The following is a 21,478-nucleotide window of genomic DNA, read 5'->3' as shown; positions in this document are numbered from 1 at the left end:
CCGGACGTCGGCGCGGACACCCGATCCGGACCTCAACCGGGGCTCCCCCGGCGAGTGTTGCGGCGATGTCTGCGGACGCCGATCGGCGTGCAGTCGATCATCGCCGTCGGCCTCGGAGCATTGATCGGCACCCTCGCGCCGAGCGCCGGCGAGCAGATGAAGATCCTCGGGGACGTCTTCCTCAACCTGGTGCAGGTCGTCGTCCTGCCGCTGGTGTTCCCGCTCATCGTGCTGGGCATCGCCCGCATGGAGTCGGTCAAGAAGGTCGGCCGGATCGCCGGCAAGGCGATCCTCTACTTCGAGCTCGTCACGACCGTCGTCCTGCTGATCGCGGTGGGCCTGGCCAAGTTCACCGGCATCGGCAAAGGCGCCCCCGTCCACGGGACCGACGCCAAGGACCTGGAGGGCCTGAGCCAGGGCGTCGACTTCCACGAGCTGGTCCTGCACGCCGTACCGAAGAACATCTTCGCCGCGTTCGGCGAGGGCAACCTGCTCGGCGCGATCACCTTCGCCCTGCTGGTGGGCGTGGCCATGGCCGCGATCGGGGAGAAGGCGGAACCCTTCGCCTCCGTACTGGAGTCCGTCGCCGCGGTGATGTTCAAGGTCGTCGGCTACGTCATCCGCGTCGCGCCCCTGGGCGTGCTCGGCTTCATCTCCTACGACGTCGCCTACTACGGCTTCGGCAACCTCCGCAGCCTCGCGGGCTTCATCGCCGTGGTCTACGCGGGCCTGGCCATCGTGGTCGGCGTGCTCTTCCCGCTCATCGCCGCGATCTACCGCATCCGCTACGTCGAGCTGCTGAAGTCGATCGCCAACCTGGCCGGGATCGCCTTCGTCACCCGCAGCTCCGAGTCCGTCCTGGCTCCGCTGATGGTCAAACTGGAAGCCTTCGGGCTCAGCCGGTCGACGACCTCGTTCGTCGTCCCTCTCGGCTACTCCTTCAACACCGACGGCTCGGTGCTCTACCAGGCCGCCGCCCTGGTCTTCCTCGCCAACGCGTACGGCGCCGACACCTCCCTGCCCGCCCTGCTGCTCATGGTCGGTGTGCTGGTCATCCTCTCCAAGGGCATGGCCGGTGTCGCCTCCGCGTCCATCGTCGTCCTGATAGCGGCCGGCAACAGCATCGGTCTGCCCGCAGAGGGCATCGCCCTGCTGCTCGGCGTGGACTTCATCGTCGACATGGCCCGTACCGGCGTGAACGTGGTCGGCAACTCGCTCGCCGCCGCGGTCGTCGACAGTTCCGAGAAACGCCGCGAGGCCAAACGAGGCCCCGACGAGGCCGCCCGCGCCGCCGACGGGGCAGCCGCCTACGGGGACGGCACCCAGGCGGACGGCACCCAGGCGGACGCCGCCACCCGCCCCGAGCCGCCGCTCGAACACGCCCTCCAGAAGGACGCCGCGCAGTGACCGGCCCGACCGGCACCACGGAGATCATCGGCATCCTGGGCGGCATGGGACCGGCGGCCACCGCCGACTTCTACGCCAAGCTGGTGTCGATGACTCCGGGCCACCACGACCAGGACCACCTCAGGACGGTCATCTGGTCCGACCCCACCATCCCCGACCGCACCGAGGCCCTCCTCGGCAACGGCCCCGACCCCACCCCGTGGCTCCTCAACGGCGCCCGCGTCCTGCGCGAGGCCGGCGCCACCGTCATCGCCATCCCCTGCAACACCGCGCACGCCTTCGTGCCGCGCATCGCCGACCACGTCGGCCTGCCGATCGTCCACATGATCGGGGAGGTCGCCCGCCATCTCACCGCCCTGCGGCCTGCCGTCCGCACCGCCGGACTGCTGGCCACCACCGGGACCGTCCACGCGGGCCTGTACCAGGAATGGCTCGACCGTTACGGCATCCGCCTCGCCCTGCCCGACCCCGCCCGCCAGCAGCCCCAGGTCATGGCCGCCGTCCGCGCCGTCAAGGCCGGCGACCACGGCGCGGCGGCCGCACCCCTGGCCGACGCCGCACGGCAGCTCACCGAACAGGGCGCCCAGGCGGTCATCGCAGGCTGCACCGAGATCCCCCTGGGCCTTCCCGCCGAGGCAGTCGACGTCCCCCTCATCGACCCGGCCGTCATCCTGGCCCGGGCCCTGGTCCGCCGGGCCGGGATGCGGGGCGCAATGTATCGTACGCAATATGTCACTCGACAGCCCCGTATCCCGTCGCCTCCTCAGTGACGAGGTCTTCCAGCGTCTGCGCGACTCCATCGTGCTCGGCGAACTCGTCCCCGGGGAGAAGGTGAAGGACAGCGAGCTCGCCGAGCGTCTCGGGCTCAGCCGCACCCCGGTGCGCGAGGCGCTCGCCCGGCTCGCCGACATCGGTCTGGTCGAGGCGAAGCCCGGCGTCTACACCCGCATCACCACCCTCAACCGCCGTGACGTCGAAAAGACGCTCGCCGTGCTGCGCTCCCTCGACCAACTCGCCGTCGCGACCGCCGTACCGGTCATGACCGAGCAGGACTTGTGCCACATGCGCGAGGCCAACCGCGACTTCGAGCGCGCCGTCGCCGCCAACGACATCACGGCCGCCCTCGCCGCCGACGACCGCTTCCACGCGGTCCCCATCACGGCCGCGGACAACCCCGTGCTCAGCCGGATCGTCGGACAGCTGCACCCCCAGATCCACCGCATCCTCTACCGCAAGTTCTCCACGCTGCTCGGTGGCCGCAACACCATCGAGCATCACGACCAGCTCATCGAGGTCTGCGCCGGAGGCGACGCCCGCGCCGCCGCCGACCTCTCCGGACAGCACTGGTCCGAACTCGGCGGACACATCAACCAGCTCTTCGACACGAACCAGTTCACCGAGACCGCGACCGATTAGGACACCAGCCTCCGCCGCCGTCGCTCAGGCCGCGGTCCACCCACTCGCCGCGTCCGTCACCGATCGGCGCGTTGACACCGAGCCCTGCCGGACGTTGACTGGCGGCATGGCTCGGCCCCCTGCCGCCAGTCAACGTACAGGCATGACGTACAGGCATGACGTACAGGAAGGCGGCATTTGATGATGTACGACCAGTCGCGTGCTCAGCAGCCCGCGGGCAAGGCCTCGGGACGCGACGAGCGGCGCGCCCCCCGGCCGGACGCGCTGTTTCCGTCCGGTGAGCGGGACAAGGTCCTTCAGCGTCTCGGACAGGCCGTCAACGCCTTCGCCGACACCCCGCGTGAGGCGCTGGAGAAGGCCGAGGGGGCCTTCGACGAAGCCGCTGCCCTGCTCGCGGACGCCCTCGCGGAACAACGGCGGCTCCTGCGTGAGGGCTGGCAGGACCGGGATCCCGAGACGCAGTCCGCGGAACTTCGCCTCGCGCTGAGGCAGTACCGGGAGGTCACACAGCGGCTGCTGCGCCTCTGAACGGCACGGTCATCCGCGGCGTCCACAGCGATGGGGATCTTCGTCTTCGGCCGTGCGCCACCACTGCGATCCGTTGGTGGGGACGTCACAGACGGGAGGCCGGGGTGCGCCATCGCTGCGCGCTTCCTGGCCGCTGTCACCAGGAACCGCGGCTGCCGGATCGTACGAGGGCTTCCGGGCGGAGGATGTCGTCGAGGTCGGCCTGCGTGAGGAGTCCCTGTGCCAGAACGACGTCGGCAACGGTGCGGCCGGTGACGAGCGCTTCCTGGGCGGCGGCGCCGGCCTGGGCGTAGCCGATGTGCGGGTTGAGGGCGGTCACGATGCCGATGGTGTTCTCCACCGTGGCGCGGAGGTGGTCGCGGTTCGCGGTGATGCCGAGGACGCAGCGCTCCGCCAGAGTCAGGCATCCGGCGCGCAGCTGGGTGAGGCTTTCGAAGAGGCAGTGGGCGATGACCGGTTCGAACGCGTTGAGTTGGAGCTGGCCGGCTTCTGCGGCGAAGGTGACGGTGATGTCGTTGCCGACGGCTTTGAAGGCGATCTGGTTGACCACCTCGGGGATCACCGGGTTGACCTTGCCCGGCATGATGCTGGATCCGGCCTGCACCGGCGGGAGGTTGATCTCGGCGAATCCCGCGCGGGGGCCGGACGAGAGCAGGCGCAGGTCGTTGCAGGTTTTGGAGAGTTTGACCGCGATGCGTCTGAGGACTCCGGAGAGTTGGACGAACGATCCGACGTCCTGGGTGGCTTCGACCAGGTCGGACGCGGTGCTGAGCGGGATACCGGTGATCTCGGACAGGTAGGCGCAGGCCAGTTCGGCGTAGCGGGGAGGGGAGTTGAGGCCGGTGCCGATCGCCGTACCGCCCAGGTTGATCTCGCGGATCAGTGCGCAGGCCTCGGCGAGGCGTTGCTCGTCCTCGCCGAGCATCACCGCGTAGGTGTTGAACTCCTGCCCGAGCGTCATCGGTACCGCGTCCTGAAGCTGGGTACGGCCCGTCTTGATCACGTCCGCGAACTCATCGGCCTTGGTCGCGAAGGCGTGCCGCAGGATCGCCATGGCCTCCTTCAGCCGGTGGGCGGTCAGGTGCAGGGCCACTTTGAGGGCGGTGGGGTAGGCGTCGTTGGTGCTCTGACCCGCGTTCACGTCGTCCAGCGGGTGCAGATGGCGGTAGTCGCCACGCGGCAGACCGAGGTGCTCCAAGGCGCGGTTGGCGATGACTTCGTTGGCGTTCATGTTGGTCGAGGTGCCCGCCCCGCCCTGGATGACGTCCACGACGAACTGGTCGTGCAGCTTCCCGGAGCGGATTTCCTCGCAGGCGGCGACGATCGCGTCGGCCTTGTGAGCGTCGAGGTGCCCCAGGTCGCGGTTGGCCAGGGCGGCGGCCTGCTTGACGGCGGCCAGGCCGTCGATCAGGTCGGGGTGGACCGAGATGGGGGTGCCGGTGATCGGGAAGTTCTGCACCGCCCGCAGGGTGTGGAGGCCGAAGTAGGCGTCGGAGGGGACGGGGTGGTCGCCCAGTAGGTCGTGCTCGTCGCGGAACAGGTCGTCCGCCATGGTGCGTACTCCTGGTGTGTGGGGCCGGACGCCTTGCGGCACCGGCGCGGCTCGGCTGCTGAAGCGAGCTGAGGAGAGCTGAGGAGAAGCTGAAGGAGAAGGGGCCTCCGGCAGGGCCGGACGGGTTGCTGGTCGGCCCTGCCGGAGGGGGGATCACTCCAGCGTCTTGCCCCGCGTCTCCGGGGTGACGAGCACGACGAGCACACCGATCAGCAGCAGGGCGATGGAGTAGCCGGTGAACCAGCCCTCGGCGTGGTGGCTGGACAGCCAGGTCAGCAGGTACGGTGCCGTGCCGCCGCACAGGGCCACGGCGATCGCGTAGGGCACGGCGGTGCCGGTGGCGCGCACATGGGTGGGGAACAGTTCGGCGAAGACGGCGGGTGCGATGGACGCGATCAGCGCGATGAAGACCAGCGCGATCGTCATGGCGAGGCCGAGCTGCCACACTCCGCCGGATCGGGCCAGACGTGCCAGGGGGTAGGAGAGGACGGCCATGCCCAGCCCGAAGACCAGCAGGTTGGGTCGGCGCCCGATGCGGTCCGAGAGGGCGCCGCACAGTGGCAGGACCGCGATGAGTCGGGCGGCGCCGACCAGCATCGAGGTGTGCAGATCGTGTCCACAGGCGTGCATGGCTGCCTCCGACCGCGAGGTGAACTCCAAGCCGGTGCGCTCGGCCACCGGCAGCGCATCCATGTCACCCCGCAGCAGCACCACCGGTCCGGGCCGACCGCCCCTGAGCACCCCGGTCACCGAGGACAACCCGGCGCCCACGGAGATCTCCAGCGGGAGGCCGTCCAGCGCGCTCAGTACCTTCTCCTGGGTGCGCGGCAGGCTGAGGCCGACCTCGGGTTCGGCGTGCAGGCTGCGGCGCAGCGATGCGATGTCATCCTGCAGGGCGGTCGCGTCGTCGTAGATCGTCATGGCAGTGGGTGCACCTCCAGAGCTTTCGTGGACCACCGGTCCGCGGGTCAGCGGGGTCACCTCAGGTTGGCCAGTTGTGCGCCAGTGGTGCTGAAATGTAGGGAAAGAGCCAGGGGGTGAGATCAAATGCGGGATTCGTTCACCCTCGACGAGGTCGACCTGTCGTTGATCAACGCGCTGCAGATCGCGCCCCGGGCCACCTGGACCGAGATCGGCAGGGCGCTGGACATCAACCCGGCAACCGCGGCGAGACGCTGGCAGCGGATCTCCGATGACGGTCTCGCCTGGGTGACCGCGTATCCAAAACTGAGCACCTGGGCCGACCGGTACTGCCTGGCCTTCGTCGAGGTGGATTGCGAACCGGGCGCCCGGCATCACGTGGTCGACGCGCTTGTCCGGGTGTCGCAGGTCGCGTCCGTTTCCCAGGTCGGGAGCGGACGTGACCTGTTTCTCATCGTCCTGTTCACGGACCTGCAGTCCCTGTCACGCTTCGTTCTCGACCACGTGAGCCGGCTCGCCGGGGTACGCGGAACGCGCACCCACACCGCCACCCGCTTCTACAGCGAGGGCAGCAAATGGCGGCTCCACGCGCTCACCCCCGACCAACGCGCCCACCTCACCCGGCCCACCCCGCCCCATGTAGGGGGCGACGGCCTTCTCCCCACGTCCTACCGCGACCTGGTACTCGCGCTAGGTGGCGACGGCCGCCGAACGGTCGCCGAGCTCGCCGACCTCACCTCGACGAGCGTGTCCACCACCCGACGCCGTCTGGAGCGAGTGGTCCACGACCGGCTGGTGTCGTTCCGCGGCGAGGTGGCCCAGATCATCAGCGGCTGGCCTGTCATCGCCACATTCTGGGCACGGGTCCCGCCCAACGACCTGGAGATGACCGCCCGGGTCCTGGTCACCCTTCCCGAGATCCGGATGTGCGCGGCGGTGACCGGGACCGACAACCTCGTCGTGATCGTCTGGCTGCGCTCCCTGGGCGACAGCCACCGCCTGGAGGGAATGCTCGCCGAGCGCTTTCCAGCCCTCAGGCTGACCGAACGCGCCATCGTCCTGCGGATGACCAAGCGCATGGGCCGGCTGCTCGACGACGACGGCCGCAGCACCGGTGTGGTGCCGATCAACCCCTGGGCCCACATGCCGGAGAACCTGCGCCGCTGACCAGGCTCCGTCGCGGGTGATCCTCGGCGGGTCAGCCCACCGCGTTCGCCTGCTCCTGCGGGGTCAACTCCGAGTAGGGGCGGCTGTCCTTGGCGTTGGCGTGCGTCGGTTCCGCCGCGCCGTTGGCCGAACCCGCTCACACGGGGGCACAGCGCTCCGGCGACCGATGGACAACGGAGCTCGTCCCATCCGCCGCAGTCGTCGACGAGGTGCACCGGATGGAGACAGCACGTCAGACCCGGCTTCCGGAAACGGGCGCCGGGTCGACGCGTTGTTCGGGGCCGGGTCGGGAATGAGTCGGGGATGACTCGGAACGGATCACGGGGACGCGGCGCGTCGTCCGGCGCCGGTCCCTCCCCTCGTGGGGACCGGTGCCGGACGGTGCGGACGCGTCCATCCCTGCCGTGCGGGCGTGGATGGGGGACCAGTGCCGGATCTCGGTGGATCTCTCTGGCTCGGATGGAGAGACCGGCGGCGCTGTTCCGTGACGGCGGCGGAGGCCGACGGGGAACGCGCCGAGCGGTGGGGTGTCTCTCGGTCGAGCGCTGAGCTGGTGGCCGGTCCTGGTGACGTCCGGTTGCCGCGCTGTTACGGGGTGATCCTGCCAGTTCCGGCCCCGCGCAAGGAGGTTCCGGCAGCCCCTCGGCATCATATCCGCAGGTCAGACATATAAAGTGAGTTTTCCGGTCCGGATGTTCAGGTGCGAGCGAAGTGAGGGGTGAAGGCCTTGAGTTCCGACTCAGGGGCACGCACGGCCTTCGCGGAGCGTCTCGCGCTGCTGTACAAGGAGGCCGGCAACCCTCCCCTCAAGAGCGTCGCCGAGGCGGTCGTACGACTGCGGCGCGTCGATGAGCGGGGGCGGTCGGTGCGGGTGTCGGCCCAGCGGATCAGTGACTGGCGGCGGGCCAAGAACGTGCCGGCCCAGTTCGCCGCTCTCGCGGCGGTGCTGCACGTGCTGATACCCCAGGCCCGGCGGGCGCGGCCCGCCCCGGTGTCCAACGGGCTGTACGACCTGGGGCATTGGCAGCGGCTGTGGGAACGGGCGGTGGCCGATCCGGTCGGTGACCGTCCGGCCGTCGAGACGGAGGCGGGCGAGGAGCAGCGGGCCCGGGGCGAGGCGTCGTCCGTGGCCGGTGGGGTGTGTCCGTACCGGGGACTGGCCTCCTACCGGCAGCAGGACGCCGGGTGGTTCTTCGGGCGGGAGCGGTGCACGCAGGCACTCGTCGCGCAGCTGCGCGCGACCGAGTCGACCGGTGGACTGGTGATGCTCGTGGGCGCGTCGGGGGCGGGGAAGTCGTCCCTGCTGAACGCCGGTCTGGTCACCGCGGTGCGGGACGGGGCGCTCAGCGACGGGAGTGGTCCGGCACCTCCCGTGCTCCAGCTCGTCCCGGGTTCCGATCCGCTGAAGGAGCTGACCCGCCGGGTTCCCGAACTGGCCGACGTCGCCCTGGACACGGCGGGGTCCGAGGCGTTCGCCGACTCGGTGCGGGAGGCCTTCGCCGGGTGGGCGCGGCGTGCGGCGCCGTCCGGTGGGCGTCCCGTCGTCATCGTGGACCAGTTCGAGGAGGCGTTCACCCTCTGCTCGGACGAGGCCGAACGGCGGGCCTTCGTCCAGGTCCTGCATGCCGCGTCCATGCCCGCCACGTCGATCCCCGGGGCCTCCGCGCCCGGCGACGGCCAGGCCCCCGCGCTCGTGGTCCTCGGGATCCGTGCCGACTTCTACGAGCAGTGCCTCGGACATCCCGAACTCGCCGACGCGCTCCAGCACCGTCACATGGTGCTAGGCCCCCTCAGCGACGCGGAGTTGAGGGAGGCGGTGACCGGACCGGCCAAGGCGGTGGGGCTGGAGTTGGAGCCCGGGCTTGCGGAGCTGATCGTGCGGGAGGTGAGCGCCGACCGGCCGCGCGGCGCGCACGACGCGGGGGCGCTGCCGCTGCTGTCGCACGCGCTGCTCGCCACCTGGCAGCGGCGCAAGGCGGGGCGGCTGACGCTGGCCGGGTACCGGGCGGCGGGCGGGATCCAGGGCGCGGTGGCCGCGACCGCCGAGCGGGCCTGGTCGGGGCTGGACCCGGCGGCGCGGACGGCCGCCCGGTTGCTGCTGCTGCGGCTGGTCCGGCTGGGCGAGGACACCCAGGCCACCCGGCGGCGCGGGACGTGGCGGCTGTTGTCGGAGGAGTCGACGGACCCCGGCAAGACGGAGGAGTCGCTCGAAGCGCTGGTGCGGGCCCGGCTGGTGACCCTGGACGCCGAGACCGTCGAGATCACCCATGAGGCGCTGCTGCACGCGTGGCCCCGGCTGCGTGACTGGATCGACGAGAACCGCGGCGATCACCTGCTGCGCCAGCGGCTGGAGGAGGACGGCCGGTCCTGGGAGGGCTCCGACCGTGACACGTCGCTGCTCTACCGGGGTTCACGTCTGGAGCAGGCCCAGAACTGGGCGAAGACCGCCGGTGACACCTTCCTGACCCGCAGTGCGGTGGACTTCCTGGCCGCTTCGGTCAGGCTGCGCCGGCGGACCGTGTGGATCAGCCGCGGCGCGGTGTCGGCGCTGGTCGTCCTGGCCATGCTGGCCGTGGGCGCGGCGGTGGTCGCCTGGCAGCAGCGCAACGAGGCGGTGTTCGAGCAGGTGGTCGCCGAGGCCGACCGCGTCCAGTACACCGATCCGTCGCTGTCCGCCCAGCTCGACCTGGTGGCACACGACTTGCGGCCCGACGACGAGGACACGAACAACCGGCTGGTGTCGATCGTGAACGCGCCGCTGGCCACACCGATGCCGGGCCACACCGGCGCCGTCTACCTCACCTCGTTCAGCCCGAACGGGCGGACCCTGGCCACCGCCAGCAACGACCGCACCGTACGGCTGTGGGACGTGAGCGACCCGACCCGGCCCGAACCGTTGGGCAAGCCACTGACCGGCCACACGAGTTGGGTGAGCAGTGCCGTCTTCAGCCCGGACGGCGCCACCCTCGCGAGCGCCTCGGACGACGGCACCGTACGGCTGTGGAACGTACGGGATCCCCGCCACCCGCGGCCGCTCGGCGCACCCCTGACCGGCCATGACGGCACGATCTACCTGATCGCCTTCAGTCCGGACGGGCGGACTCTGGCCTCCGCCGGGGACGACCAGACGGTACGCCTGTGGGATGTGGGCGACCCGAGCCGGCCGAAGGCGATCGGTGCCCTGACCAGTCCCGACGACGCCGTGCGCGCCGTGGCGTTCAGTCCCGACGGGCGAACACTGGCCGCCGGTGGCGACGACGACACGATCAGGCTGTGGGACACGAGCGATCCGCGTCATCCGGTGCCGATCGACAAGGTGCTGACCGGCCACACCGACCTGGTGCACTCCGTGACGTTCAGCCCCGACGGCAAGACCCTCGCCAGTGGCGGCGCGGACAACACCGTCCGGCTGTGGGACGTCGCCGACCCCCGTCACGCGGCGCCGCTCGGCACGCCGCTCGCCGGCCACACCGGCCCCATCTGGTCCGTGGCGTTCAGCCCGGACGGAAGCACGCTCGCCGCCGCCAGCGAGGACAGTACGGCCAGCCTGTGGAACGTCAGTGATCCGGCGTACCCGTCGCAGGTCGGCGAGCCGCTCGCGGGGAGCAACGGCGAGATGTACGCCCTGGGCTTCAGCCCCGACGGGCGGACCCTCGCCACCGGGAGCGGCGACAACACGGTCCGCCTGTGGTCGATACCGACGTCGGACATGATCGGCCGCATCGGAGCGTTCCGCCCGGACGGACGCGTGCTCGTCACGGTCGCGCGCGACGGAAGGATCCGGTTGTGGAACGTGCGCGATCCCGACCGGCCCGTGTTGCTGGGCGAACCCTTCAAGCCGGGGGACGGTGAGGTGAGTGTGCTGGCCTTCTCCCCCGACGGCCGCACACTCGCGGTGCAGACCGGAAGGCGCTCGGTGCGGCTGTGGAACGTCACGGACCCGGCGCGGCCCGTCGCCTACGGTCCGCCCATCACGCTGCGGACACGGATCGTGGCCGCGCTGGCCTTCAGCCCGGACGGGCACACACTGGCAACCGCCCATGACGAACGCACCATTCAGCTGTGGAACGTCAGCGACCCGTCCCGTCCGCGTCCGCTCGGCAAGCCTCTCTCCGGTCACACGGGCTACGTCAACTCCCTCGCCTTCAGCCCGGACAGCCACACTCTGGCCAGCGCCGGCGCGGACGGCACCGTCCGGCTGTGGAACGTCGCCGACCCCCGTCATGCCGCCCGCCTCGGCGCGCCTCTCAGGGGGCACCTCGGCCCCATCAACAAGCTCGTCTACAGTCCGGACGGCCACACGGTGGCCAGCGGCAGCGACGACGGCACGGTCCGGCTCTGGGACGTGACCGACCCCCGGAAGGCGACCCGGCTGGGCTCCCCCCTCACCGGCCACACCGAAGCGGTCGTCTCGCTGACCTTCAGCCAGGACGGCCGCAGGCTGGCCAGCGGCGGCAACGACAACACGGTCCGGCTCTGGGACGTGGCCCGCCCCTCCGACGCCTCTCCCATCGGCCAGTCGATGAGCCCGAACGCCAAGACCGGCAGTTTCCTGTCCTTCAGTCCGAAGAGCGACATGCTCGGAGTGTCGAGCGGGACCGACACCGTCCGGCTCTGGAACCTGGAGGCGGACGACGCCATCCGCCGTATCTGCTCGACCACTCGGGGCGTACTGACGTCGGAGAAATGGCACGAGTACCTGCCACGCCTCTCCTACGACCCCCCGTGTGACACGTGATCCCGATCACAACTTCTCGGTACGCCGCAGCAGTCGGCTCCCACCGGACATGCGGCGTTGTTAGTCTTGGCCATAGCCCGATCGCTGGTGCATCCCCCGTCGCCAGCGGTCGGGCCTTCTCGTGTCCTGCGGGGTCCGGTCCGTGTCCTGCGGGGTCCGGTCGGTTGCCGCTCCGGAAGGGCACCCCCTAGCGTTCCGCCGCGGTGGCGAGCCAGTCGGCAACGGTACGGACGGTCGTCTCGTCCAGTCGGTCCACGAGGGTCTGTACGGCTGTCACGTCGTCCGGCGCGAGATCGTAGAGGCCCGCCTTGCTCAGGCCCGCCATGAGTACCTGGTGCCGACGGTCGTGCATGCGCTCGGCGAGCTTGGTGGGTTCAGCGGAGGCCGAGGGGACTGAAGTGGTCAAGGGGGCGGAAGTGGTCGGGGTGACGGGCGTGGCGGAGGCGTCGTAGCGGTGCCAGTCCTCGTCCTTCGGGCCCCACAGCGCGACGGTCACCTCGTCGCCGCGGGCCCGGAGGGTCTGCGTCATCTCGCCCAGCGCGTAGAGGACGGGTGAGCGGTCCGGCGCCTGGGCGCCCACCTGCCAGGAGGCCGTGTCCGGCCGGTAGAACAGTGCGACCCAGCGGGGAGCCCCCTGCGGTCGCGCGCACTCGGGTCGGGTCTCCATGGCACTCAATGGCACTCACCCCTTCGCCTGGGCAGGTCTTCCTTCGACGCCGCGCGGCGCGGCAAGGTCCAGCGGGGGGACCATAACTGACGGTTCGTCAGATCTCCAGATCGGCGGTCACGACAGGGTCGCCGCAGCCGGTACTCTGAGTCGGCTGCGGCACTCCCCACGATCACCACCCCACGCCACGAGGTGAGTTCGGCCCGCGGCCATCGACACGTCTCACGGCATGAGGATGACGAACAGGTGCTGATTGCGGGCCGATACCGGCTGCAGGATTCGATCGGTCGCGGTGCGATGGGGGAGGTCTGGCGGGGCTTCGACGAGACGCTCGGCCGGGCGGTGGCTGTCAAGCTGCTCCTCCCCCACGACTCCGACCCCACGGCCACCTCCCGCTTCCGACTGGAGGCCCAGACCGCGGGACGGCTCAACCACCCGTACGTGGTGGGGATGTACGACTTCGGCGAGTACGACGGCCGGCTCTTCCTGGTGATGGAACTGGTCCAGGGCGACAGCCTCGACCGCCGCCTCAACCAGGGCGGACCGCTGCCCGCCGAGCAGGTGGCCCGGATCGCCGCCCAGGCCGCCGCCGGGCTCGCCGCCGCTCATGAACAGGGCATCGTGCACCGCGACATCAAGCCCGCGAACCTGTTGATGGACGCCGAAGGCACCCTGAAGATCGGTGACTTCGGCATCGCCCGCTTCATGGACGACCCGTCCGGCGCACTCACCGCCACCGGGCAGATCGTCGGCACCAGCCTCTACCTCGCACCCGAACGGGCTCTCGGCCGGCCCGCCGGACCGGCCTGCGACATGTACGCGCTGGGCTGTGTGCTGTACCAACTCCTCACCGGCCGCCCGCCGTTCCACGCCGACAGCGCGGTCGCGATCCTGCACCACCACCTCGACTCCGCGCCCGTGCCGCCGCGGCAACTCGGCGTGTTACTCCCGCCCGCCTTCGAGAACTACCTGCTCGGACTGCTCGCCAAGCGGCCCGAGGACCGGCCGACCGCCGAGCAGGCCGCCGAGTGGTTCAGCGGCGGGGCGTGGCAGGGGCGGGCCGAACCGCTGCCCGAGCCCGCGCCCACGCGGATGTCGACAGCGAGTCACGCTCCGACGCCCCGGCACATGCCCACGTCCGACGGACCCCCTACGACGTACGCGCTGCCGACGGCCACCCGGCGGGCGGACCGGCGTACGCGGCGGACGAACAAGGGCGGACTGATCGCGGGGGCGGCGGTGTTCCTGGCCGCGATGATCGGCGGCATGCTCTGGTTCGCGCCGGGCCGCAGCAGCGCGGAGAGCCCGGCCGACGGCACCCCGGGCACGTCGGCCCCCGCCGTCACGCCGGCCTCGACTGCGAGCGCCGCCCCGGCCACCAGCGCTGCCCCGGAGGAGGCCGCGCTGCCCGACGTACCCGAGCCCGCGCCGACCGAGCCTTCGCCCACCGTGTCCTCGCCCGCGTCCTCACCCACGGCGTCCTTCCCCACGGAGCCCTCCCCTGCCTTGCCGGTGGACGGAGAGGAGAAGGGCGAGAAGACACCACGTGAGCGGGACACGGGCCAGGACCCGGGTGCGGGGCCGGGCGCGGGCCCCGGAGAGGAAGAGGAAGACGGGCCCGACGAGGACTGAGGAGCTGAGGCCCGGGGGCGCCCGTCGGGCCTGTCGGCTCTCGTCAGTTGTTCCAGGACTCGTCGTACGGGTCGTGCGGCGCCGGGACCGGCCTGGCGGCCGTGACGTCGAGGTACGGGATCGGGCCGTGGTTGACCGGGTCCTCGGCGCGGCGGGCGGTGTAGGTGCCGGTGACCTCCAGCCAGGCGTCCGGTTGCAGGACCGGGGGGATCTGGCCGGTCAGGCCGATCTTCACCGGCTGCGCGTCGGCGGCACAGCAGTTGAGGGCCATGCGGACCAGGTAGGGCGCGCCGGAGTGGTCCAGTGCGACGAAGCCGGTGACTTCGACCTGCCGGCCCTTCAGGGAACTCCGGTCGTAGATCGCGCGGCCCGCGTAGTCGACCAGGTTGAGGCGGAGGGTGCCGTGGGCCGGGAGATCCGCGTAGCCGTACGGCTCCTGCAGGGCCGTACCGGCGCGCAGGGCGCTGTAGGAGCCGAGGGCGGGCGGCGCGACAAGGATCAGGGCGAGGAGCGGGAGGACTAGGAGCCAGGAGACCCGGGGTTCGCGGTGGACGTGCCCGGCGTGCCCCTCGTGCCCGGCATGCTCCCCGTGCTCCCCGTGCTCCCCGGGGCTCTCCTTCTTCGCCCGCCACTCGTACCAGACCGTCGCCAGGGCCGCCGCGATCAGTACGACGCCGGAGGCCAGCAGCATCGGGCGCAGGCCTGCCTTGACGTAGCGCAGGTACAGGTCGGTGAAGCCCGCGTGCAGGAGGGCCGCGCCGAGCAGGAACAGGACCGCCGCCTGTGCCTGGCGGTTCACAGGATCACCGCCCCGGTCAGGACCGCCGCGCTGATGCCCAGGACGAAGGTGGTGGGCGCGAAACGCAGGGCGAAGCCGCGGCCGAAGGTGCCCGCCTGCATCGCGAACAGCTTCAGGTCGACCATCGGGCCGACCACCAGAAACGCCAGCCGCGCGGTGAGCGAGAACTGCGACAGTGAGGCGGCCACGAACGCGTCCGCCTCCGAGCAGATTGACAGCAGCACGGCCAGCACCGCGAGGGCCAGCACGGAGACCACCGGGTTACCGGCCGCCATCCGCAGCCACTCCTCCGGGACGACGGCCTTGAGGGTGGCCGCGGCCATCGCGCCGACCACCAGGAATCCCCCGGCGTGCATCACGTCATGGCGGACCGAGCCCCAGAACGCGGCCCCCTTGCTCTGACCGTCGTAGGCCGCGCGGGCCGGCGGGCGCAGCCAGTCGGCGCGGCCGACGCGCTGCCACAGCCAGCCCATCGCGCAGGCCACCAGCAGACTCGCGACGAAACGGGCGAGGACCATCTCGGGGTCGTTCGGGAAGGCGACGGCGGTCGCGGTCAGCACGATCGGGTTGATCGCCGGGGCGGACAGCAGGAACGCGAGCGCGGCGGCCGGGGTGACGCCCCGCCGTACCAGCGCCCCGGCCACCGGCACGGACGCGCACTCGCAGCCTGGCAGCACCGCGCCCGCCATGCCCGCCACCGGAACCGCCAGCGTGGGGCGTCTGGGCAGCGCGCGGGCGAAGAAGGACGGCGGCACGAACACCGCGATGGCCGCCGACAGCAGCACCCCCAGCACCAGGAAGGGCAGCGCCTGCACGATCACCGCGACGAACACAGTCATCCAACTCTGCATCACCGGGGCGGACAGCGCCCGCCGGATCGGGCCCTGCGCCAGCACCATCAGGACGAGCAACAGGGTGAGCGTGAGCGGCGAGTTGAGGGGGCGCAGGCCCTCCGTGTCCGGCGCCCGGCCGATGTCCGCCCCGCTGTCTGGCGGGGCTGCTTTGGTGACGGCCACGGCCGAGGTACCTCCGGTGCTGCGGAAGGGCGCTGGTTTCGCTCCCCTCTCATACGGCCGACAGGCCGTGCCCGTTCAGCAGGTTCTTGCGAGGAACCCCAGGGCTTCAGCCCTGGGAGGAATCGCATCCTCGCGGTCGCGGCGCGGAGCGCCGGGATGTGGATAGCGGGTGCTGGGCCGCGAAGCGGTCGAGTGACGTGTCCGGCGGGGTCGGTGCTGTGTCCACTCGGGGGCGGGTTCACTCGGTCGGGTGATGCATGGGGAACGTACGGTGGGCGGTCGTACGCGCGTGTAGGTTTCGGGATCGTGAAGCTGGTGGTGCAGGTCAGGCTGCTGCCGACGCCCGTGCAGGCGGCGGCGCTGGAGGCGACCCTGCGCGCCTGCAACGAAGCGGCGACCTGGGCCGGCGGCGTGGCTTTCGAGAAGGATGTGAAGACCAACTTCGCGCTGCGCGAGCACACCTACCAGCAGATCAAGGCCCGCTGGGGACTGGGGGCGCAGGCCGCCCAGCATGTGATCAAGAAGACCTGCGACGCGTACGCCACGCTGAGGGCCAACCTGAAGGCTGGGAACCTGGGCAGGCCGGGCTCGAAACGCCACCGCAGGGCGGTGGAGAAGCCGGTCACCTTCCGCCCGGACGGCGCGCAGCCCTACGACGACCGCATGCTGTCCTGGCAGATCGACCAGCGGCGGGTATCGATCTGGACGACTGCCGGACGGGTCAAGGACGTGGCGTTCACTGCCGCACCGGAGCAGATGGCCACCCTGGCCCTGTACCGCAGGGGCGAGTCCGACCTGCTGTGGCGGGACGGTATGTGGTTCCTCAACGCCACCTGTGACGTTCCCGAAGCGCCGCTGAACACCGATCCGGTGGACTTCCTCGGCATCGATCTGGGCATCGTCAACATCGCCACTACCAGCGATGGCGAGATCATGGCCGGACGCGAACTCAACCGGACCCGCACCCGCGAGCGCGGCCTGCGCGCCAAGCTGCAGAAGAAGAACACCCCGTCCGCCAAGCGCCGGCTGAAGAAGCGACGGCACAAGGAGTCGCGTCGGGCGAAGGACATCAACCACAAGATCGCGAAGCATGTGGTGGCCGAGGCAGAACGCACCGGACGCGGAATCGCCCTGGAAGACCTGGGCGGTATCCGTGAGCGGGTACGGCTTCGCAAGCCCCAACGGGCCACCCACTCCAGCTGGAGCTTTGCCCAGCTGGGTCAGTTCATCGCGTACAAGGCCAAGAAGGCCGGGGTGCCGGTGGTGTACGTCGATCCGGCGTACACCTCCCGCACCTGCGCCGAATGCGGGCACATCGACAAGGCGAACCGGGTCTCCCAGGCCTGGTTCGCGTGCCGGAACTGCGGATTCGTTGATCACGCAGACCGGAACAGCTCCCGCAACATCCGTGCCAGAGCATGGGAGTTGTGGCGACGCGGGGCGCAGTCAACCGCCCCAGACCCACCTCCCGAACCGGCACGTGGGACAGGACGCAAACGCAGCACCACAGCCAGTGGCGCCCGTTGTGCAAGCCCGGGACTTTAGTCCCGGGCCGTTGACTGAATGCCGGAACCACCTGCTGGAACCACCTGTCCCGGTGAGGCAGTCTTGCCCGTTGTGGTGACTGTTCCGAATCAGAGTCCGTCGGGTGAGGCGAGTACGCACATGGTGGTGTGCGGCGACGACGGGCTCGCGCACCGGCTGGCCGCCGAACTGCGCGGGGTGTACGGCGAGCGGGTCACGCTCGTCGTACCGCCGTCCGAACGCGGCGTACGGCCCCCGGTGGTGGGACGGGCCCGTACCGCGTCGGCGCTGCTCGACCGGGTGGTGAACGCGGCCGTGGGCCGGGGCGGGGGCAACGCCGCCGTCGAGCCGCCCGCCCCCGAGGCCCGGGTGGTGGAGGCCGCCGAGCCGGCCGAGACGGTCCTCGCCGAGGCGGGCGTGGAGCGGGCGGCGGCCCTCGCGCTCGTGTACGACGACGACGAGACCAACATCCGGGCCGCGCTCACCGCCCGCCGCCTCAACCCGCGGCTGCGGCTGGTGCTGCGGCTGTACAACCGGCGGTTGGGCCAGCACATCGAGGAACTCCTCGACCAGGCGGCGGCGTTGGCGACGGGCGGTACGACGGGACCGGCCGCGGTGTTCGACGCGTCCACGACCGTGATGTCCGACGCCGACACGGCCGCGCCCGCGCTGGCCGCCTCCGCGATCGTAGGCACCAGCAAGGTCGTGCAGACCGACGGGCTGTTGCTGCGCGCGGTGGAACGGCCGCCGCCGGTGCCCGGCCGGGTGTCCGACCCGGGGCTGGCCACCCTCGCGCTGCTGTCCGCGGCCGGCAACGATCCGGCGGGCGCGGACGGTTCCGACAACGGCGACGACCAGGGCCCCCGGCTGCTGCCGGACGCGGCGACGGTACGGGCCGCCGCGGGGCGCGGGACCGTCGTACTGGAACAGGTCTCGTACTCCGGGCCGGCGCTGCCCGCGCGGCGCGGGATCGTACCGCCGTTCGCGTCGCTGTTCTCGCGGCGGCTGCGCTGGTCGCTGGCGGGCTCGGTGGGGTGCGTGATCGCGCTGGCGGTGGCGTTGTGGCTGGTCACCCCCGGTATGCATCCGCTGGCCGCGTTCTATCTGACCTTGCTCGATCTCTTCGCCATCGACGACCCGGCCATCGGGGCGTCGACCGGACGGCAGATCCTGCAACTCCTTTCCGGGCTGGTCGGGTTGCTGCTCCTGCCGGTGCTGCTGGCCGCGGTGCTCGAAGCGCTGGGTACGTTCCGCAGCGCGTCCGCGTTGCGCAAGCCGCAGCGTGGGCTCGGCGGGCATGTGGTGCTGCTCGGGCTCGGCAAGATCGGCACCCGGGTGCTGATGCGGCTGCGTGAGCTGAACATCCCCGTGGTGTGCGTCGAATCCGATCCCGACGCGCGCGGACTCGCGACGGCACGCCGGCTGCGGGTGCCGGTGATCCTCGGCGACGTCACCCAGGAGGGCGTCTTGGAATCCGCCAAGATCCATCGCGCGCAGACGCTGCTCGCGGTGACCAGCGCGGACACCACGAACCTGGAGGCCGTGCTGTACGCCCGGTCCGTACGGCCCGACCTGCGGGTGGTCCTGCGCCTGTACGACGACGACTTCGCGACCGCGGTGTACCGCACCCTGCGGGCCGCGCACCCGGCGGCGTCCACGCGCAGCCGGAGCGTGTCGCACCTGGCGGCGCCCGCGTTCGCCGGGGCGATGATGGGGCGGCAGATCCTGGGGGCGATCCCGGTCGAGCGGCGGGTGCTGTTGTTCGCGGCGCTGGAGGTGGGCGGGCATCCGCAGTTGGAGGGCAAGACGGTCGGGGAGGCGTTCCGGGCCGGGTCCTGGCGGGTGCTGGCGCTGGACACGGGGGCCCTGGACGGCCGGCGGGAGGAGCCGGCCGCGGAGGAGGCTTATGACGACGTACGGCCCTCGGGCGGCTCGGGGTTGGTGTGGGACCTGCCGGACACGTACGTTCTGCGCGGCTCGGACCGGGTGGTCCTCGCCGCCACTCGGCGGGGGCTGGCGGAGTTGCTGGGACGGCGGAACCGGGAGCGTGCGGGCGCGTAGAAGTGCCGCGCCCACCCGCCGCCCGACTCCCTCGCCGACGCCCCGTCGGACCTAGCCCGCCAGGTGCCGTGCCGCGAAGTCCAGTTCCAGGCGCACCTGCTTGATGCGCTCGTCCACCACCAGGGAACCGTGTCCCGCGTCGTAGCGGTACACCTCGTGCACCGCTCCCCTGCTCTCCAGGCGCTTGACGTAGTTGTCGATCTGGCGGATGGGGCAGCGGGGGTCGTTGACGCCGGCCGAGATGTAGACGGGGGCCTTGACCTGGTCGACGTGGGTGAGGGGTGAGGACGCCTCGAAGCGTTCCGGGACCTCTTCCGGGGTGCCGCCGAGCAGGGTGCGGTCCATGGCCTTCAGGGCTTCCATCTCGTCGTGGTACGCCGTGACGTAGTCGGCGACCGGGACCGCCGCGATGCCCAGCGTCCACGCGTCGGGCTGGGTGCCGAGGCCGAGGAGGGTGAGGTAGCCGCCCCAGGAGCCGCCGGTGAGGACGAGGCGGGCGGGGTCGGCCAGGCCCGAGGTGATCGCCCACTCCCGGACCGCCGCGATGTCCTCCAGCTCGATCAGGCCGACCCGGTGCTTCAGGGCGTCGGTCCAGGCGCGGCCGTAGCCCGTGGAGCCGCGGTAGTTGACCCGGATCACCGCGTACCCGTGGTCGACCCAGGCCGCCGGGCCGGCCGCGAAGGCGTCGCTGTCGTGCCAGGTGGGGCCGCCGTGGATGTCGAAGACCGTGGGCAGCGGGCCGGTGCTGCCCGCCGGTTTCTGGACCAGGGCGTGGATGCGGCCGCCGGGCCCGTCCACCCACACGTCCTGCACGGCGACGGATCCCGGGGACTTCATGCCGGGCGGGTCGAGGACGGAACGGCCTGTCGTCGAGCGGACGGCCGGCGGTTCGGCGGCCGAGGACCACAGGTACTCCACGCTGCCGTCCGGGCGGGCCGTCGCTCCGGAGACGGTGCCCGGCGGGGTCGGGATACTGACCAGCTCCCGGGTCGCCAGGTCGTAGCGGAAGAGCTCGCTGCGGGCCTCGAAGCTGTGCGCGATCAGCAGGCCGGTGCCGTCCGGGTACCACTCGGCGCCGACGTCACCGGGCAGGTCCAGGGCGAGGTCGGTCTCCTCGCCACTCGCCACGTCCCACACCAGGGGCTCCCAGCGGCCCCGGCGCTGGTGGCCGATCAGCAGCCGGGTGTCGCCGTCCACCGGGGCGAAGCCGAGGACCTCCAGGCCGAGTTCCTCCGTGCCGCCCCGGGTGTCGTCGAGGTCGGCGACCGGTGTGCCGTCGGGGCGCAGGACGCGCAGCGCCGAGTGCATCGCGTCGCCGTGCTCGGTGTGCTCGATGGCGATCAGCGAGCCGTCGTGGGAGAGGTCACCGACGCCCGCCGACTCGCGGTGGCGGTAGATCTGCACCGGTTCCTCACCGACGCGGGCGACATGGATCGTGGTGCCCTCGTCGTCGGTGGAGCGGCCCACGATCGCGGTCCGGCCGTCCCGGGCGAGGGCCAGCCCCGCCGGGTACGACGCCTCCAGGCCCGGCGTGGCGAGGTCGTCCGGCCCGCCCTCGAAGGGCTGGCGGCGCCAGACTCCGAACTCGTCGCCGTCCTTGTCGTCGAACCACCACACCCACCGGCCGTCCGGGGAGAGCACGCCGTCCGTCGTGCCGTTCGGCCGGTCGGTCACCTGGCGTTGCTCGCCCGTCGACCGGTCCCAGGCGTACAACTCGTAGGTCCCCGTCGCGTTCGACACGAACAGGGAGCGGTCCGGCGCGTCCTCGGCCCAGTCGGGCAGCGACACCCGGGGCGCCCTGAAGCGCTTCTCCCAGTCCGGCATGTCCGGCAGGTCAGACATCTCGTCGTTCCGCTCGGGCGAGGCGGACCCGTTGCTCTCAGTCATGACCCCATAGTGCCCGCCCGGACCGACAACGCGCAGGCCAGACCCCCAGCCTGTGGATAACTTCGGCCGGGCTCCTTCTGGAGCCCCTCTGGAGCCCCTGCTTTCCCGGTCGGCGGTGGGTCCGGCAGGCGACCCCGCGGCCCGGGCCGGCGCGGGAGCCCCG

15 protein-coding genes are annotated in these 21,478 nt (G+C 71.3%); 9 read left to right on the top strand and 6 right to left on the bottom strand.

Features of this window, described 5'->3' with window-relative positions:
• Window positions 1–87 precede the first annotated feature (87 nt).
• From ABZ027_RS14930 to ABZ027_RS14915, 4 genes are all read left to right on the top strand, one after another.
• Entirely contained in the window at window positions 88–1,407 is a 1,320-nt protein-coding gene (locus ABZ027_RS14930; protein WP_356768135.1) for a dicarboxylate/amino acid:cation symporter, read from the top strand.
• Window positions 1,404–2,177: an amino acid racemase gene (locus ABZ027_RS14925; RefSeq protein WP_356768133.1), complete on the top strand. Its 774-nt coding sequence runs from the start codon at window positions 1,404–1,406 to the stop codon at window positions 2,175–2,177. The genes ABZ027_RS14930 and ABZ027_RS14925 overlap by 4 nt, the downstream gene beginning before the upstream one ends.
• Window positions 2,137–2,823: a GntR family transcriptional regulator gene (locus ABZ027_RS14920; protein ID WP_356768131.1), complete on the top strand. Its 687-nt coding sequence runs from the start codon at window positions 2,137–2,139 to the stop codon at window positions 2,821–2,823. The genes ABZ027_RS14925 and ABZ027_RS14920 overlap by 41 nt, the downstream gene beginning before the upstream one ends.
• 180 nt (window positions 2,824–3,003) lie before the next feature.
• Entirely contained in the window at window positions 3,004–3,351 is a 348-nt protein-coding gene (locus ABZ027_RS14915; RefSeq protein WP_356768129.1) for a hypothetical protein, read from the top strand.
• 136 nt (window positions 3,352–3,487) lie between these two features.
• On the opposite strand, the gene ABZ027_RS14910 is transcribed toward ABZ027_RS14915, so the two are convergent.
• Both ABZ027_RS14910 and ABZ027_RS14905 read right to left on the bottom strand, forming a co-directional pair.
• Complete coding sequence (locus ABZ027_RS14910; protein WP_356768127.1) at window positions 3,488–4,903, bottom strand: aspartate ammonia-lyase; 1,416 nt, start codon at window positions 4,901–4,903, stop codon at window positions 3,488–3,490.
• Between the two features lie 153 nt (window positions 4,904–5,056).
• Window positions 5,057–5,824 carry a M20/M25/M40 family metallo-hydrolase gene (locus ABZ027_RS14905; protein ID WP_356768125.1) on the bottom strand — a complete coding sequence of 256 codons (768 nt, stop codon included), beginning with the start codon at window positions 5,822–5,824 and terminating at the stop codon, window positions 5,057–5,059.
• Between the two features lie 126 nt (window positions 5,825–5,950).
• On the opposite strand from ABZ027_RS14905, the gene ABZ027_RS14900 reads away from it, so the two are divergent.
• Both ABZ027_RS14900 and ABZ027_RS14895 read left to right on the top strand, forming a co-directional pair.
• A complete protein-coding gene (locus tag ABZ027_RS14900; RefSeq protein WP_356768123.1) occupies window positions 5,951–6,991 on the top strand; it encodes an Lrp/AsnC family transcriptional regulator in 1,041 nt (346 codons plus the stop codon).
• A 718-nt stretch (window positions 6,992–7,709) separates the two neighbouring features.
• Complete coding sequence (locus tag ABZ027_RS14895) at window positions 7,710–11,729, top strand: AAA family ATPase (protein ID WP_356768121.1); 4,020 nt, start codon at window positions 7,710–7,712, stop codon at window positions 11,727–11,729.
• 187 nt (window positions 11,730–11,916) lie between these two features.
• Here ABZ027_RS14895 and ABZ027_RS14890 read toward each other — a convergent pair whose 3' ends face one another.
• Window positions 11,917–12,396, bottom strand: coding sequence for a hypothetical protein (locus ABZ027_RS14890; protein ID WP_356768119.1), 480 nt, complete (start codon window positions 12,394–12,396; stop codon window positions 11,917–11,919).
• 192 nt (window positions 12,397–12,588) lie between these two features.
• Here ABZ027_RS14890 and ABZ027_RS14885 point away from each other — a divergent pair, with 192 nt between their 5' ends.
• Complete coding sequence (locus ABZ027_RS14885; RefSeq protein ID WP_356768117.1) at window positions 12,589–14,028, top strand: serine/threonine-protein kinase; 1,440 nt, start codon at window positions 12,589–12,591, stop codon at window positions 14,026–14,028.
• 43 nt (window positions 14,029–14,071) lie between these two features.
• Here the strand turns inward: ABZ027_RS14885 and ABZ027_RS14880 are convergent, their stop codons facing one another.
• Both ABZ027_RS14880 and ABZ027_RS14875 read right to left on the bottom strand, forming a co-directional pair.
• On the bottom strand, window positions 14,072–14,827 hold the full coding sequence (locus tag ABZ027_RS14880; protein ID WP_356768115.1) for a TIGR03943 family protein: 756 nt from the start codon (window positions 14,825–14,827) through the stop codon (window positions 14,072–14,074).
• The gene (locus ABZ027_RS14875) at window positions 14,824–15,843 is read right to left on the bottom strand and encodes a permease (protein ID WP_356768114.1); all 1,020 of its coding nucleotides are present in this window, start codon (window positions 15,841–15,843) and stop codon (window positions 14,824–14,826) included. The genes ABZ027_RS14880 and ABZ027_RS14875 overlap by 4 nt, the downstream gene beginning before the upstream one ends.
• Window positions 15,844–16,149: 306 nt before the next feature.
• Between ABZ027_RS14875 and ABZ027_RS14870 the strand changes: the two genes are divergently transcribed.
• Together ABZ027_RS14870 and ABZ027_RS14865 are read left to right on the top strand one after the other, a co-directional pair.
• Window positions 16,150–17,388 carry a transposase gene (locus ABZ027_RS14870; RefSeq protein WP_356768113.1) on the top strand — a complete coding sequence of 413 codons (1,239 nt, stop codon included), beginning with the start codon at window positions 16,150–16,152 and terminating at the stop codon, window positions 17,386–17,388.
• Window positions 17,389–17,508: 120 nt separating this feature from the next.
• Window positions 17,509–19,428, top strand: a complete 1,920-nt coding sequence (locus tag ABZ027_RS14865) for an NAD-binding protein (RefSeq protein WP_356768111.1) — start codon at window positions 17,509–17,511, stop codon at window positions 19,426–19,428.
• 51 nt (window positions 19,429–19,479) lie between these two features.
• Here the strand turns inward: ABZ027_RS14865 and ABZ027_RS14860 are convergent, their stop codons facing one another.
• Window positions 19,480–21,315: a prolyl oligopeptidase family serine peptidase gene (locus ABZ027_RS14860; RefSeq protein ID WP_356768109.1), complete on the bottom strand. Its 1,836-nt coding sequence runs from the start codon at window positions 21,313–21,315 to the stop codon at window positions 19,480–19,482.
• Window positions 21,316–21,478 lie beyond the last annotated feature (163 nt).

It is taken from the genome of Streptomyces sp. NPDC006332 (genome assembly GCF_040612855.1).
GTDB lineage: Bacteria > Actinomycetota > Actinomycetes > Streptomycetales > Streptomycetaceae > Streptomyces.
The sequence above is the reverse complement of the archived record's forward strand: the minus strand, read 5'-3'. Positions and strand labels throughout refer to the sequence as shown.

Bases quoted from the DNA above. Each gene is read 5' to 3' on its own strand.
- ABZ027_RS14920 (WP_356768131.1), top strand. From the start codon at position 2,137: ATGTCACTCGACAGCCCCGTATCCCGTCGCCTCCTCAGTGACGAGGTC.
- ABZ027_RS14915 (WP_356768129.1), top strand. From the start codon at position 3,004: ATGATGTACGACCAGTCGCGTGCTCAGCAGCCCGCGGGCAAGGCCTCG.
- ABZ027_RS14910 (WP_356768127.1), bottom strand. From the start codon at position 4,903: ATGGCGGACGACCTGTTCCGCGACGAGCACGACCTACTGGGCGACCAC.
- ABZ027_RS14905 (WP_356768125.1), bottom strand. From the start codon at position 5,824: ATGACGATCTACGACGACGCGACCGCCCTGCAGGATGACATCGCATCG.
- ABZ027_RS14900 (WP_356768123.1), top strand. From the start codon at position 5,951: ATGCGGGATTCGTTCACCCTCGACGAGGTCGACCTGTCGTTGATCAAC.
- ABZ027_RS14890 (WP_356768119.1), bottom strand. From the start codon at position 12,396: ATGGAGACCCGACCCGAGTGCGCGCGACCGCAGGGGGCTCCCCGCTGG.
- ABZ027_RS14865 (WP_356768111.1), top strand. From the start codon at position 17,509: ATGGTGGTGTGCGGCGACGACGGGCTCGCGCACCGGCTGGCCGCCGAA.
- ABZ027_RS14860 (WP_356768109.1), bottom strand. From the start codon at position 21,315: ATGACTGAGAGCAACGGGTCCGCCTCGCCCGAGCGGAACGACGAGATG.